General features: G+C 71.5%; 12 protein-coding genes. 1 reads left to right on the top strand and 11 read right to left on the bottom strand.

Annotated features, from left to right (window positions below; genetic code table 11):
* Nucleotides 1-191 precede the first annotated feature (191 nt).
* From J2Y70_RS21925 to J2Y70_RS21970, 10 genes are all read right to left on the bottom strand, one after another.
* Nucleotides 192-1,274, bottom strand: a complete 1,083-nt coding sequence (locus J2Y70_RS21925; RefSeq protein ID WP_309922587.1) for a DUF3616 domain-containing protein — start codon at nt 1,272-1,274, stop codon at nt 192-194.
* A 328-nt stretch (nt 1,275-1,602) separates the two neighbouring features.
* Nucleotides 1,603-2,487, bottom strand: a complete 885-nt coding sequence (locus tag J2Y70_RS21930; protein WP_309922590.1) for a carbon-nitrogen hydrolase family protein — start codon at nt 2,485-2,487, stop codon at nt 1,603-1,605.
* On the bottom strand, nt 2,484-3,089 hold the full coding sequence (locus J2Y70_RS21935) for a GNAT family N-acetyltransferase (RefSeq protein WP_309922593.1): 606 nt from the start codon (nt 3,087-3,089) through the stop codon (nt 2,484-2,486). The genes J2Y70_RS21930 and J2Y70_RS21935 overlap by 4 nt, the downstream gene beginning before the upstream one ends.
* A gap of 422 nt (nt 3,090-3,511) precedes the next feature.
* Entirely contained in the window at nt 3,512-3,943 is a 432-nt protein-coding gene (locus J2Y70_RS21940) for a hypothetical protein (RefSeq protein WP_263395140.1), read from the bottom strand.
* Between the two features lie 25 nt (nt 3,944-3,968).
* Nucleotides 3,969-5,288, bottom strand: a complete 1,320-nt coding sequence (gene creD / locus J2Y70_RS21945; RefSeq protein WP_309922597.1) for a cell envelope integrity protein CreD — start codon at nt 5,286-5,288, stop codon at nt 3,969-3,971.
* A gap of 683 nt (nt 5,289-5,971) precedes the next feature.
* Nucleotides 5,972-7,414 carry a two-component system sensor histidine kinase CreC gene (creC, locus tag J2Y70_RS21950; RefSeq protein ID WP_309922601.1) on the bottom strand — a complete coding sequence of 481 codons (1,443 nt, stop codon included), beginning with the start codon at nt 7,412-7,414 and terminating at the stop codon, nt 5,972-5,974.
* A gap of 1 nt (nt 7,415) precedes the next feature.
* Nucleotides 7,416-8,126: a two-component system response regulator CreB gene (gene creB, locus J2Y70_RS21955; protein WP_263112940.1), complete on the bottom strand. Its 711-nt coding sequence runs from the start codon at nt 8,124-8,126 to the stop codon at nt 7,416-7,418.
* A gap of 120 nt (nt 8,127-8,246) precedes the next feature.
* On the bottom strand, nt 8,247-8,606 hold the full coding sequence (locus tag J2Y70_RS21960) for a NirD/YgiW/YdeI family stress tolerance protein (RefSeq protein ID WP_309922605.1): 360 nt from the start codon (nt 8,604-8,606) through the stop codon (nt 8,247-8,249).
* Between the two features lie 200 nt (nt 8,607-8,806).
* Nucleotides 8,807-10,258: an ATP-binding protein gene (locus tag J2Y70_RS21965; protein ID WP_309922608.1), complete on the bottom strand. Its 1,452-nt coding sequence runs from the start codon at nt 10,256-10,258 to the stop codon at nt 8,807-8,809.
* Nucleotides 10,255-10,917 (bottom strand): response regulator transcription factor, encoded by a 663-nt coding sequence (locus J2Y70_RS21970; RefSeq protein WP_309922611.1) that lies wholly within the window; start codon nt 10,915-10,917, stop codon nt 10,255-10,257. The genes J2Y70_RS21965 and J2Y70_RS21970 overlap by 4 nt, the downstream gene beginning before the upstream one ends.
* 198 nt (nt 10,918-11,115) lie before the next feature.
* Here J2Y70_RS21970 and J2Y70_RS21975 point away from each other — a divergent pair, with 198 nt between their 5' ends.
* Complete coding sequence (locus J2Y70_RS21975) at nt 11,116-11,973, top strand: 23S rRNA (adenine(2030)-N(6))-methyltransferase RlmJ (RefSeq protein WP_309922646.1); 858 nt, start codon at nt 11,116-11,118, stop codon at nt 11,971-11,973.
* A 115-nt stretch (nt 11,974-12,088) separates the two neighbouring features.
* Here the strand turns inward: J2Y70_RS21975 and J2Y70_RS21980 are convergent, their stop codons facing one another.
* Nucleotides 12,089-13,051, bottom strand: coding sequence for a YwqG family protein (locus J2Y70_RS21980; protein ID WP_309922615.1), 963 nt, complete (start codon nt 13,049-13,051; stop codon nt 12,089-12,091).
* Nucleotides 13,052-13,073 lie beyond the last annotated feature (22 nt).

Genomic DNA, 13,073 nt, shown 5'->3' on the forward strand with positions numbered 1-13,073 from the left:
CGCCACCGCCGCGCCGCGGGGTTGGCACCGCCATGTGCGCTCTTTCCCGTCCGCCTGCACACGCCACTGTTGGGGCGGCTTCAGCCGCGACAGGCTTTCTCGGTAAGGCCTGTCGCGGCTGAAGCCGCTCCTACAAAGACCCTGAACCTTGGTGGTTCACCCAGGGCCTGTCGCCACGATGCGGGTAGGCGCTAGCGCAGCAGGTCGCCATGCACGACGCACTCGCCGTCGCTGCGCGCCGGGCCCGGGGCGTCGTACAGCACCAGCCAGCTCGGCACGCCCGCGGTCAGCGCCGGCGGCAGGCTGCACAGCGCTTCGGCGCGGTCGCTGTCCTCGCCGTGCGGCAACACCAGCGACTTGACCAGCTCGCGCTGGAACCGCACCGGCGCGCGGTTGTCGGCCAACGCGGTGCGCGCGCCCGGCCAGCGGAACAGGCGGATCTCGCCGTTCAGCACCATGGTCGGGCCGGCCAGCAGATACAGGTCGTCGCCGTGGAAATGCAGGTCGCGCACGCCCAGCCCGCCCAGTTGCAGGAAATGCTTGCGCAGCAAGGTGCCCTCTGCGTCCAGCGGCACCAGCCGCAGGTGGTCGTGGTGAGCTTCCACCGCGATCTCCAGCAGCCCGGCCCAGCCGCGCAGCACCGGGCCGCGCAGGCCCAGCAGCAGGCGCTGGCCGTCCACCGCCATGCCTTCGATGTCGAAGCCGTTGTCCTTGCCGGGGATCTTCAGGTAGGCGCCGAAATGCGGATCGTCTTCTAGCAGCGCGGTGAGCTGGTTGTGCTTGGCGTCGCCCTTCAGCCGCAGCGCGCGGCGGCCGTCGGCGGCTTCGCGCACCAACTGCGGCGCGCCGTCGGCGTCGTGCTCGATCGGCAGGCAGGCGAGCAGGCGGCGGTTGGCGTCGAGCTTGAGCTTGGCCAGGCGCTTGCCGTTGTCGGCGTCGTCGCGGTCGGGCTTGGCGTTCTTGCGCTTCATGCCGTGCGAACCGACCACCCACAGGTAGCCGGGCGACAGCGCCATGCCCTCCAGGTCGGCCTCGTCGTCGCGGTCGCCGGGCAGGTCGAGCAGATCGCCCAGCGCGAAACTGCGGCCTTCGCCGAAGCGCAGCGTTTCCTCGCCGACCGGCGCCAGCGCGTGCAGGCGGTCGACCGCGCAGGCCTCGTCGCCGGCCACCCACAGCCAGTCGTCGGTGAAGGCGGCGCCGGACAGGTTGGCGTGGACCAGCGCGCCGGGCGCGAATTCGAGGCGCACGGCGTGCGGCTGCAGGGTCTTGGGCATGGGGCGATGGGCCGGTAGCGGAGCGGAGGCGACAGCAGAACGCATCGTGCGTTCGGATGGCGTGTGCTGCACGGGCACGGGGCAGCCGCGGCGCGAGACGATCGCACGCTCGGCGCCACGCCGGGTGCGGCAAGCGGAGGCGGGTCCCATGCGCGGCATCGCGGCGCGCCTAGGCGTCTGTGCGGCTACGTGCGCGCGCGTGGGCAGCGCAATCCAAAGCAGCCGGCACAACGCGCACAACCGCCTCGCTCCTCCGCTCCGTTTCCGCGCACACGATTGCCGAGTACGCGTTCGAGCGCCGCGGCGATGCCGGCCGCGCCAGCCAGCGCTACTGGAAGCCGCCCAGCTCCGCGCGCACGATGGCCGGCGCCAGCTGGCCGCGCCAGTCGCGGTCGTTGGCGACCTGGGCGCTGGCGCGGCTGGCCTCGAACGCGTCGAAATCCAGTTCGGCCACCGCCCAGACCTGCTCGCCCCGGGTCTGCGCGACGATGCCGTCAGCCGGGAAACCGGCGTCCATCGGCGCGTAGATCGCGGCCTCGCCGGTGTTCACGTCCAGCGCCGGGCTCCATTCGGCCAGCCCGGCGGTCACCGATTGGGCGACGAAGATGCGGTTCTCCAGCGCGCGCGCCAGGCAGCCGACGCGCACGCGGGTGGCGCCGGCCTCGGTGTCGGTGCAGCTGGGCACCACCAGCAGCCGCGCGCCGGCCTCGTACTGGGCGCGCACCGGCAGCGGGAACTCGCTGTCGTAGCAGACCGCCACGCCGGCGCGCACGCCGTCGGCGGCGAACACCTTCAACGCGTCGCCGCCGTCGATCAGGCCGGTGGCCTTCTCGAAGCCGGTCAGCTGCAGCTTGTCCTGCCAGCCGTGGCTGCCGTCGGGCGCGAACCAATAGGCGCGGTTGCGGTAGCGGCCCTCGCCGCTGGCCAGCAGGAAGCTGCCGGCGACCAGATGCAGGCGATGCCGCTGCGCCAGCTGCGCGAACAGCGCCAGGTACTGCGGATGCAGCGCCTGGATCGCCGCCAGCGACGCCGGCAGGTCCGCGGCCACGGCCGAGTCGAAGGTCGCGGCCAGTTCCAGCGACAGGTATTCGGGCAGTACCGCCAGCTGCGCACCGGCCTGCGCGGCCTGGCCGATCAGGGCCGCCTGCTTGTCGGCGAAGGCGGCGAAATCGACCGGCGCACCGATCGGGTACTTGGCGACAGCGATCTTCATGCGGCGGGCTCCAGTGGGCGGGTCCAGAAACTCAGGCTGTGCGTGATCTCGCCGCGGTCCAGCTCCTCCCACGGCAAGTGCATGCGCAACGCCGGCTGCGGTTGGTAGCCGCGCTTGCGCCAGAACACATCGTTGCCGCGATAGCCGGGCGGGCGCCGCGGATCGTCGGGATCGCGGTCCACCGCGCAGAACGCGGTCAGGCGGAAGCGGCCGAGCGCGCGCGCATGCGCCTCGCGCTGATCGAAGAAGGCGTGGCCGACGCCGCGGCCGCGATACGCCGGCAACAACACCGATTCGCCGAAATAGAACACGTCGGCCACCGCGATGGCGCTGCCGGCGAAGGCCGCGCCGAACGCTTCGGCATCGTCGGCGAGCGGCAGCCCGGTGGACGCGCCGACCACGCGCTCGCCGTCGCGCGCCAGCACGAACACGCTGTCCGGCGAGGCGGCGTAGGCGGACAGGTAGTCGCGCTCGTAGGCCAGGTCGCCGGCATACAGATAGGGCCAGTCGCGGAACACCGCAATGCGCAGCCGCGCGACATCGTCCAGGAACGGGGCGATCTGCGCGCCGCGCAGGCGCTGGATGGGGAGCGGAGAGTCCATCCGTGAACTCTACCGCAGGCGTTTCCCTGGCGCTGCCGGCTTGGCGATGCCCTGATCGGTGTTGCTCCTGGCGCCGTCCCTGGCGGCGGGCGTCCCTGCCCGGTCCTGCGTCCTCCTGCGGCAGCGTCAATGGCCGCGGCTGGGTTGCGCGATAGCGCTTACGGCCTATCTACGCATGCCGCCATCCATGGCGGTGGGCATCCCTGCCCGGCGTTGCGTCCTGCGACAGCGTCCATCGCCGTGGCTGCGTTGCGCGATAGCGCTTGCCGGCCTATCCACGTGTCGCCATCCATGGCGGTGGGCATTCCAGTGCCCGACGTTGCGTCCTGCGGCAGCGTCCATGCCCGCGATGCCTTTTTGAGACGGCTAGCAGCACGCTCGCCGCAAGCTAAACGGCGTTTCCGACAGCGCCGTCGCGCGCTTCATCGCCACCAGCGGCACAGCAGCGCCGCCTGCGCCGGCAGCACCAGCAGCCGTGCGCGGCCCTGCGCTTCCCAGGTCACGAACCCGGGTTCGTGCCCGGGCTGCTCGCCCTGCCCGGCCGCCGTCCAGGCCGAATCGCGGCGCAGCGCCCGCCACGCGCAGTAGCGCCAGGGCTCGGCCTCGCCCGGCAAGGCGGCGCGGGCCTGCAGCGCCGCTGCCAGGAACGCCAGGCCGTGCGCGGCCAGCGCCTCGCGGCTGCGTTCGCTCAACCGCAGCCACAGCGCGCCGCCGCGATCGGCGGCGGTGACCAGCGCCGCCTGCGCGCTGCGCGCCAGCGCCGCGCCGGCATTGCCGCGGTGCAGGCCGCGGGTGTCCAACGCGTCCGGCAACAGGGCCTGGACGCGGCGGTGCAGATGGGTGTGCGCCGACATGGCGTGGTCCTCGTCGCGTGCCGGCTCAGCGCAAGGCCGCGCCGAGTTCGTACCAGTCGATCTTGCGGGTGATCCACATGATCGCGGCGAGGATGCCGAACAGCAGCAGCGAGCCCATCAGCAAGGCGCTGTCCTCGGAGGCCAGCAACCCGTACAGCGCGCCGTACAGCAGGGTCAGCATGCTGGCGAAGCCGGCGGCGCGGCCGCGGCTGCGCAATACCCCGGCCAGGTAGAAGAACTGTAGGCCGATGCAGGCCACCGCCGAGATCAGGTACGCCTGCCAGAACGCGATGTGCTCGGACAGGCTGAGCAGCAGCAGGAAGAAGATCGCCAGCGCCAGGCCGACCAGCAGGTACTGCAGCGGATGGATCGGCAGGCGCTTGATCAGTTCGAACAGGCCGAAGGCGACGAAGGTCAGCACCACGAACAGGATGCCGTACTTGCTGGCGCGATCGGCCTGGGTGTAGACGTCGACCGGGTCGACCAGGTCCACGCGCAACGCATCGACTTCGCTGCTGCCGGTCGCCAGCTGCGACTGCGCGCCGGTCGCCAGCGACGACAGCGCCCAGCTGGCCTGGAAGCCCTGCGGGCCGAAGCGGCGCTCGTTGGGCAGGAAGCGGCCGCCGAACAGCGGGTGCGGCCACGGCGAGGTCAGCGCGATCTGGTTGTCGTCGCCGACCGGCACGATCGACAGCGCCTGGGTCCCGTCGAGCACGAATTCCATTTCCACGCTGTGCAGATCGGTGAGCCGGCCCTGGCGGGCGTCGGCCAGCGCCGGCAGCACCGCATGCACGCCCTTGGAGATGCTGGTCATCGCCAGCGAGCCCGGCTGCAGCCCCAGCGCCTTGCCGTCGGCGCGCAGGTTGGGCGTGCCGACCAGGCCACGCACGTCCTCGATGCCGAGCACCAGGTAGGGCTGGCCATAGGTGCGGCCGTCGACCTCCTCATAGTCCAGGTCGTCGAACTGCGCCTTGAGCCGCGCGTGCAGGCTGTACACCTGCACCTTGAACAGGCCGATGCTGCGCTGCGACGGCTTCATCTCGCCGTTGATCGCCAGGTGCCGCGGGGTCTGCAGGTCGTAGCCGGTTTCCGTCTCGCGCTTGACCACGCGCTTGCCGTCGGCGTCCACCACTGCGACGTCGCGCACCTGCGACCAGGGCAGCACGCGCATCGGGCCGAGCAGGCGCTGCTCGCCGGCCTTGCTCTGCGACACGCGCTCGACCGCCTCGTCGCGATAGCGCTCGCGGCCGCTGATGGTGCCGCGGATCATCAACAGCGGGATCAGCAGCAACAGGATCAATCCGCCGATGGTGGCGAATCGCAGGACAAGCTTCAGGGATTTCATCGACGGTCCTCGGTGTTGGAGGACGCCAGGGTGCCGCGGCTGGGTGTGCGGGGTTTGAGGCGAGTTTGAAGCGAGTGTGAAGTCGGCGGCATGCGTGCGCGAGTGGGTTGCTGCCCACGCCGATCCTGGCCGGGCTGAGCGTGGCCAGGCGCTCCACGCGCTGCTGGTCCGCGCATGCGGCCGAAAGCGGCACCGCGCCGAAGCGTCGCGGTTGCGGCCGATGCCGGCGACGTTCGCGGCCAATGCGTCGGGGCTGAAGCCCCTCCCACAGTGCACCCATCAGGCGCCAATGCTTGCTGCAGCAGCGGTTTCAGCCGCGACGCGCGCTTCAAGGAACTCATCGCTGCAGGCGATCTGTCGGGGCTGAAGCCGCTCCTACAGGGCGCCAGCCAACCCCACGCAAGCCCGCTTTAACCCGCTTTTTTGTAGGAGCGGCTTCAGCCGCGACGAACGAAGCAGCAGGTTTTCCGACGCCGGGCGCCGTCAGGGCTCGAGCCCCCTGCAGTGAACCAGCCGACCAAGCGCGAACCTGGCCCCCTGTAGGAGCGGCTTCAGCCGCGACGAACGAAGCGAGAGGCTTTCCGATGCCGGGACGCCGTCAGGGATCGAGCCTCTGCAATGAACCAGCCGACCAAGCGCGAATCCGCCCCTGTGGGAGCGACTTCAGTCGCGACGCGCCAAGCTCAGCCCGCCGGCAACGACAGTCGCGCCACCGCGCCGCCGGCCTCGCGGTTGCGCAGGCTCGCCTCGCCGCCGTGCAGCCGCGCCACTTCGCGCACGAACGGCAGGCCCAGGCCGGAGCTGCGCTGCCCGCTCGCCGGCCGCGCCAGCGAATAGAACCGCTCGAACACCCGCTCCAGCGCGTAGTCGGGAACCCCGGGACCTTCGTCCTCCACCAGCAACACGATGCGCGCATCCGCGGCGCGCTCGGCACGCAATACGATCGCAGCGCCGGCCGGCGAGAACCCGATCGCGTTGTCGAGCAGGTTGTGCAAGGCCTGGCGCAGCAGATAGGGATCGCCGACCAGCGCCAGCTCGGTGTCCGCCAGATGCACCTGCAGGCGTACGCCACTGCCCTGCAGCTGCGGCGCCAGCGCCTCGGCCAGCTGTGCGAACAGTGGCGCCAGCGCGACGCGCTCGCGCCGCTGCAGCCAGCCGTGCTGCTCCACTTCGGCCAGCGCCAGCAGCTTGTCGATGGTCTCGGTGAGGCGCTGCTGCTGCTCGGCGATGTTGCGCACGAAGCGCTGCCGCTCCGCCTCCGGCAACGGCTCCTGCAGCAGTTCGGCGGCGCCGCGGATGGCCGCCAGCGGGCTCTTCATCTCGTGGGTCAGCGACTGCACGTACTGCTCGACATAGGCCTTGCCCTCGAGCTTGCGCCGCATCGTCTCCAGCGCGCGGCCGAGGTCGCCGATCTCGTCGCGGCGCGGCGGCGGCGGCGGCACCGGCTCGCCGGCGCTGACCGCCTGCGCATAGCGGTTGAGCCGGCCGATGCCGCGCAGCAGGCCCCAGGTCATCAGCAACCCGATCAGCGCGGAGATGCCGATCAGCCAGGCGCCGCGCAACAGGATGCTGCGCTGGCTGGCGACGATGAACGGCTCGATGCTGCGGTTGGGCTGCGACAGGGTCAGCACCCCGATCAGGCGGCGGCCGTCGGCCGGGTCGTAGACCGGCGCGGCCACGTGCATGACGGTGTGGTTGGGGTCGCCGTCGCCCTCGGCGCTGGAGCGCGCGCCGTACTCGCCGCGCAGGGTGCGGTAGACGTCGTTCCAGCGCGAGTTGTCGCGGCCCAGGTCCTGGCCGCGCGAGTCGAACACCACCACGCCGGCCGCATCGGTGATGGTGACGCGGTAGTCGACGCTGCGCTTGGGAAAGCGCCACACCATCGCGCGCGGATTGCGCCGTTGCGCGGCGCCCAGGTCGCGAGCGAAGACGCCGCTGCCGATGCGCCCGGCCTTCAGGTCGGCCGCGGCCATCTGCGCCAGCACGTTGGCCGCGTCCACCAGGGTCGATTCCATCGCCTGGCGCACGCCCGGCTTGACCTCGTTGACGAACACCCGCATCACGAAGAACGCGGCGACGCCGACGATCAGGAAGAAGCCCAGGAACAGCTTCAGCCCCAGCCGCATCTCAGTGCTCCAGCGCGTAGCCGAGGCCGCGATGGGTGCGGATCGGGTCGTGCGCGGCGCCGGCCGCGCGCAGCTTGGCGCGCAGGGTCTTGATGTGGGTGTCCACGGTGCGGTCGGCGCTGTCGGCGCTGGCGTCCCAGCCGCGGTCCATCAGTTGCGCGCGACTGAGGATGGCGCCGGGACGCTGCAGCAGCGCGGCCAGCAGCGCGTATTCGTAGCGGGTCAGGTCCAGCGCGGCATCGCGGTAGTGGATGCGGCGGCCGTCGCGGTCGATCGCGAAGTCGCCGTGCTTCTGCCAGCCCGGTTCGGCGGCCGCCGCCGGCGCGGCCGGACGCCGCAGCCGCGCGCGCACCCGCGCGACCAGTTCGCGCGGCGAGAACGGCTTGGCCATGTAGTCATCGGCGCCCAGCTCCAGGCCGAGCACGCGGTCGATTTCGTCGTTGCGCGCGGTCAGGAAGATCACCGGCACCTGGCTGAAGCTGCGCAGCTCGCGGCAGACCTCGAAGCCGCCCAGGTCCGGCAGGCCGACGTCGAGCACCACCACGTCGATGCCGCCGGCGCGCGCCTGCGCCAGCGCCTCGCGCCCGAGCAGGCAATGCCGCACCTGGTAGCCTTCGCTGCGCAACGCGTACAGCACGGTATCGGCGATGGCGGATTCGTCCTCGACGACGAGGACACAGGGGGCGGCAGGCGCGGACATGGCGCGCAGCATAGCCGCAGCGAGGCGCGGCGTGCAGCGGGCGTCCGCTGCGGCGACGCGATCGCGCAGCGGCTGGCCGGCGCAGGCGGGCGAGGCTCACTGCCCCGGCGCCGCGCCGGTGCATGGGGCGGCTCAGCGCAGGAAGCGCACTTCGTCCACTTCGACTTCGGCGGAACGGAAGTCCTTGTCGAATTCGCCCAGCAGCTCGACCTGGGCCTTGTCGTCGAACGGGCGCCCAGCCGGCAACCGGTGCGCATCGATCTCGACCTTCACGCTGCCGGTCGCGTCGCGGAAGGTGTAGCGGTCGCCGCCGTCGTGGGACACGATGTTCCCGCGCAGCACCACGTGCTGCTCGTCCTTGCCCTGGTCCAGCAGCTGCTTGACCGTGGTCACCGGCACGCTGTTGGGCCCGGTGTATTGCGCGGCGGCCTGGCCGGCGGCGAGGACGGCAATGCTGGCGATGGCGAGCGTGGAGAGAATGGTCTTGCGCATGGAGTGCTCCTTGGGTTCGAGGTCATGGCCGATCGCCATGGACGCCATTGCACCCCACGAAGCTGAAGTGGATCTGATGCCTCGCGCTGCGATTCAGGCAGGCGATCCGAGATGGCGCTGCATCGATTGGCGTACAGCCCCGGTGCGGTCTTGGCGGCCGTACGTCGATGCCGTCGCAGTGGGCGGCAGGCGGTGGCGTTCTAGCCGGCCGCCGGCAATCCGCGCTGCGGCAACTCGATGCGTACCGCCAGGCCCATGCCCTCGCCGCCGGAATCGAGCCGCAGCTGCCCGCCATGCAGGGCGACGATGCGCTCCACCAGCGACAGGCCGAGCCCACTGCCCTGCCCCGCATTGCCGAGCACGCGGAAGAACCGCTGGGTGAGCCGGGCCAGATCGGCCGGGGCCACGCCGGGGCCGTCGTCGCGCACCACGATGCGCACCGCGGACAACGCGCCGGCGGCACCGTGCACCGCGGCAGCGTCGATGCGTACCTGGCCCTGCATCCTGCCGTAGCGCACCGCGTTATCGAGCAGGTTGCGCAAGGCGCTGCGCAGCAGATCGGCATGCGCCCACACCGTGTCCACGCCGATATCCGCGTGCAGATCGATACGCTTGGCCACCGCCGCGGGCCCGACGTCGGCAAGTACCGCATCGACCAGCGCCGGCAACGCCACCGCTGCGCAGGCCAGGCTGCCGGGTTGCTGCGGATCCAGCCGCGCCAGCATCAGCAGGTTGTCCACCAGCGCCGTGGCGCGGTCCACGTCGCTGCGTAGCGCGGCCAGGTCCTGGCGCTGCGCCGCGTCCAGCGTCGCCGCGTGGCTGCGCTGCATCAGCTGGATCTTCATGCGCAGGGCCGCCAGCGGCGTGCGCAGTTCGTGCGCGGCATCGGCGGTGAAGCGGCGCTCGGACTGCAGCGCCTCGCCCAGCCGCGCGAGCACGCCGTTGAGCGCCTGCACGATCGGACGCAGTTCGTCGGCCTGGCCGTCCGCGGACACCGCGTTCAAGTCCTGCGGCGACTGCCGGCCGATGTCCTCGGCCAGGCGCTCCAGCGGCCGCAGCTGGCGGCGGATCACCCACCAGTTGAGCGCGGCCAGCAGCGCCAGCAGCGCCAGCGCCGGCCACACCAGGTTCTCGGCCATGTCCTCGAGCAGTTCGGTGCGCTCCTCCAGCGGCTGCGCGACCTGCACGTACAGATCCTGCGCACGGGCGTGCAACACGTGCACGCGCCACAGCCGCTGCGCGTGGCGCACGGTGCGCGTCGCATCGTCGCCGTGCAGCTGCCGCGGCGGCACGAACGGCTGCCGCGGCACGTCCGCCGAGCGGCGCAGCACCGTGCCGTGGCGGTCGACGATCTGGTAGTACAGGCGCACGCCGCCGTCGGCGGCCGCCGTATCGCCGTCGTCGGACGCGGCGTCGCCGTGCAGCAGGCCGGGGCCGAAGGTCGCGACCAGGCGCGCGCTTTCCTCCAGCGCGTCGTCGAACACGTCGCTGGTCTCGGTCCAGGCCACGCCGACGATGACGCCCAGGCTGACCAGCCAGCACACGATGCTCGAGCCCAGGGTGGTGGCGATCAGCCGCCGGCGCAGCGAGTAGCGCGCCTGCGCCGGGTGCGCCGCGACCGCTGCGCCGCGCCGCCAGCGCGGCCATGTCATCGCGGCGCTCCCAGGCAGTAGCCCTGGCGCCGGATGGTGGTGATCAGTTCGCTGCCCAGCTTCTTGCGCAGGTGCGAGATGTGCACCTCGATCGCGTTGCTCTCCACCTCCTCGCCCCAGCCGTACAGCGCGTCTTCCAGCTGGTCGCGGCCGACGATATGGCCCTTGCGCGCCAGCAGCGCGTGCAGCACCGCGTATTCGCGCGCGGTCAGCGCCACCACCTCGCCGTCGCGGGTGACGCGCTTGGCGACCGGATCCAGCTGCACGTCGCCATGCGCCAGCACCACGCTGGGATTGCCGTTGCTACGGCGCAGCGCCGAGCGGATCCGCGCCGACAGCTCTTCCAGGTCGAACGGCTTGACCAGGTAGTCGTCGGCGCCCAGGTCCAGGCCCTGCACCCGGTCCTCCAGCGCGTCGCGCGCGGTGATCATCAGCACCGGCGTGGTCACCCGCGCCGCGCGCAGCGTGCGCAGCAAGGCGTCGCCGTCGAGCCCGGGCAGGCCGCGGTCGAGCAGCACGCACTGGTAGGGCTGGGCCTGCAGCGCGGCACGGGCCTCGTCGCCGCGGGTCAGCCAGTCGACGGTATAGCCGTCCAGCTTCAGCCACGCGCGCAGCGTGTCGCCGAGCGAGGGATCGTCTTCTACCAGGAGGATGCGCATCGCGAAAACCTAGCGGACCGGGCTTAAGGGAATCTGACGGCCGCGACCATACGCCATGCGGGGCCCCGCCGGCGCGAGGACGCGCGCGGGCGAGAACGGCACGCCGCTGGCGGACGGACCTGCGCGATGCCGGCACCGGCACCCACCGCCTCGCGCACCGGCATGGCTCCCCGCGGTGGCGCCCCGTACACTGCGCGGATGAACTATCGCCACGCCTACCACGCCGGCAACCATGCCGATGCGCTCAAGCACACCGTGCTGCTCGCGCTGATCGATGCGCTCAAGCGCAAGGACAGCCCGTTCTTCGTGCTCGACACCCATGCCGGGCGCGGCCGCTACCTGTTCGCCGGCAGCGAGAGCCGCAAGACCGGCGAGGCCGCGGCCGGGGTGCTGAAACTGATGGGCCAGCCGACCCTGCCCGAGGTGCTGGAGCGCTACCTGCGCGCGGTGCAGGCCGACAACCCGGTCGGCGCGCTGGTCGCCTATCCCGGTTCGCCGCTGCTGATCGCCCAGGCGATGCGCGAGCAGGACCGGCTCGCCGCCTGCGAACTGCAGCCCGAGGAAGCGGCCGAGCTGAAGGCGCTGTTCGCCAACGACCGCCGCGTACAGGTGCATGCCGGCGACGGCTACGCGTCGATCCGGGCGTTCCTGCCGCCCAAGGCGGGCGCGACCAAGATCGGCCGCGGCCTGGTGCTGATCGACCCCCCGTACGAGGCGCAGGACGCCGAATACCCGCTGATCGCCGCGACCCTGCGCGAGACGTTGACCCGCTGGCCGCAGGCGATGTGCGCGGTGTGGTACCCGATCAAGCAGCGCCGCAGCCTGCAGCCGTTCTTTCGCAAGGCCGCGGCGATGCCGGCCAAGGCGGTGCTGCTGGCCGAACTGCAGGTGCGCCCGGACGATTCGCCGCTGCGGCTCAACGGCAGCGGCATGCTGCTGCTCAATCCGCCATGGCAGTTCGAGCAGGTGTTGGCGAGCGCGCTGCCGGCGCTGAAGACGCACCTGGGCGAAGCGGGCGCATCAACGCGTCTGGAGTGGTTGAAGCGCGAGGAGTGACGGGCCGCGCGCCTGGCTGGCCACGCATACCGATATCGCCCGCTCACCGCGCAGCGGGTACGACCTGCCTTCGATCGCCGCCTGCATGCGCGGCGTCGCGGCCGAACCGCTCGCCTCAGTAGCAATCCCAGTGGAACGCGACCCGGCTGAAGTCGCCGCGCTGCAGGTCGGCCGGATCGATGAAGAAGTTGGCGATGCCGCTGTCGCCCCACATCATGTCTTCGTCGCTGTCCAGCTGCAGCAGCAACACCTGCGCATCCTGTGGCGTGCGCGGATCCTGCTGGGTGAATTCCGGATAGCCGCCGAGCTTGTGCCCATTGCGGCTCAGGCTTTCGTACAGCGCATCATCCACTTCGTCCTGCGGCCTGCCGTGTGTCTTCGCATAGGCCGCGGCGACCGCGTCCAGCGGCTGGCCCAGCGCCCGTTCGAAGCCCACGTCGCTGCTGCCGATGGTTTCCTCGCCGACGCTGAAGTGCATCGCTCGCGGCCGCGCCGGATCGAACGGCAGCGTGTCCGCGGACAGCAATGGCACAGCGACCTGGCGCGCCGCCGCCTCGGGCCGCGGCCAGTACACCACGCGGAAATTGCGTTGCGCGCTCAGCGCGGCCAGGTCCATGTCGCCGTCGAAGTTGGCGCCGTAGAAGTCGTCGCTGCCGATGAAGAACTGCAGCATGCCCTGCGCCGGATAGCCGCGCAGCGGCGGCATCGTCGCCAGATCGACCTGCGCCAGCAACGCCAGCGGCTGGCCGCGGGCATCGCGCGGGTATGGCTTGTCCGCGGTCCAGTACGGGCGCCCGCCGACCTTGCTGGCCAGGCGATCGTCCTGCGCCATCGGCTGCAGGCGCAGGTGCGCGACCGGCTTGCGCGTCGCCTCCAGGCGCGCGCGATACGGCGCCAGCGCCTGCTCGGCCTGCACCGGCGCAGCGGGTGCGGCAGCTGGTGCCGGTGTCGCCGGCGGCAGCGGCAGCTTCATGCTGTGCTTGAGCCATAGGCTGCCGCCCAGCAGCAGCCCGCCGAACACGGCGAGCAGGGCCAACGTGATCACGGTGGATACGACGACAGCGTGCGAGGTCTTCATTCCATTGAGCGTGGTGGCGAGG

The organism is Xanthomonas sp. 1678, from assembly GCF_031455575.1.
Lineage (GTDB): Bacteria > Pseudomonadota > Gammaproteobacteria > Xanthomonadales > Xanthomonadaceae > Xanthomonas_A.